The organism is Endothiovibrio diazotrophicus (genome assembly GCF_054657215.1).
Genome location: NZ_BAAHXB010000324.1, coordinates 1 through 429, shown reverse-complemented (window position 1 = coordinate 429; position 429 = coordinate 1). Strand labels below are relative to the sequence as shown.

1 pseudogene is annotated in these 429 nt (G+C 72.7%); it reads left to right on the top strand.

Annotated elements, in window-relative coordinates:
* Positions 1 to 429: pseudogene (locus ACYQ2W_RS26645) on the top strand (hypothetical protein); the annotation flags it as partial.

Here is a 429-nt window from a genome sequence, read left to right as displayed (position 1 = left end):
CCCCACCATCGAGCAGCGCCAGGCGCAGGTCCGCCGCCACTTCCGCCGCCACCTCGACCAGACCCTCGCCGACCTGGACGCCATCGACCGCGCCCCCACCCCCGGCGAGCTGCTCACCGTGGTCCAGGCCGCCAAGGCACGCCTCGACGCCCTCCAGAGCGAACCGGCCCGCCAGCCCTTCGACCCCGACCGGCTCCCCTTCAAGGCCCGGGAGCCCAACCCCGACAACCGCCCCAAGGAGTCCCGCTCCGACTTCCTCCAGGCCGGCCTCTACTCCAACCCGCTGCCCAAACTGGCCGCCGTGGGCAACGTGCTGGATGCCTACGTGTTCGACCAGCTCCCCGGCGCCTCCGACCCCGCCTATCTGGCCGCAAGCGATGAAGTGGTGCTGAGCGAGGCGATCCGCGCCCAGGCCGCGGCGCTGGAGTT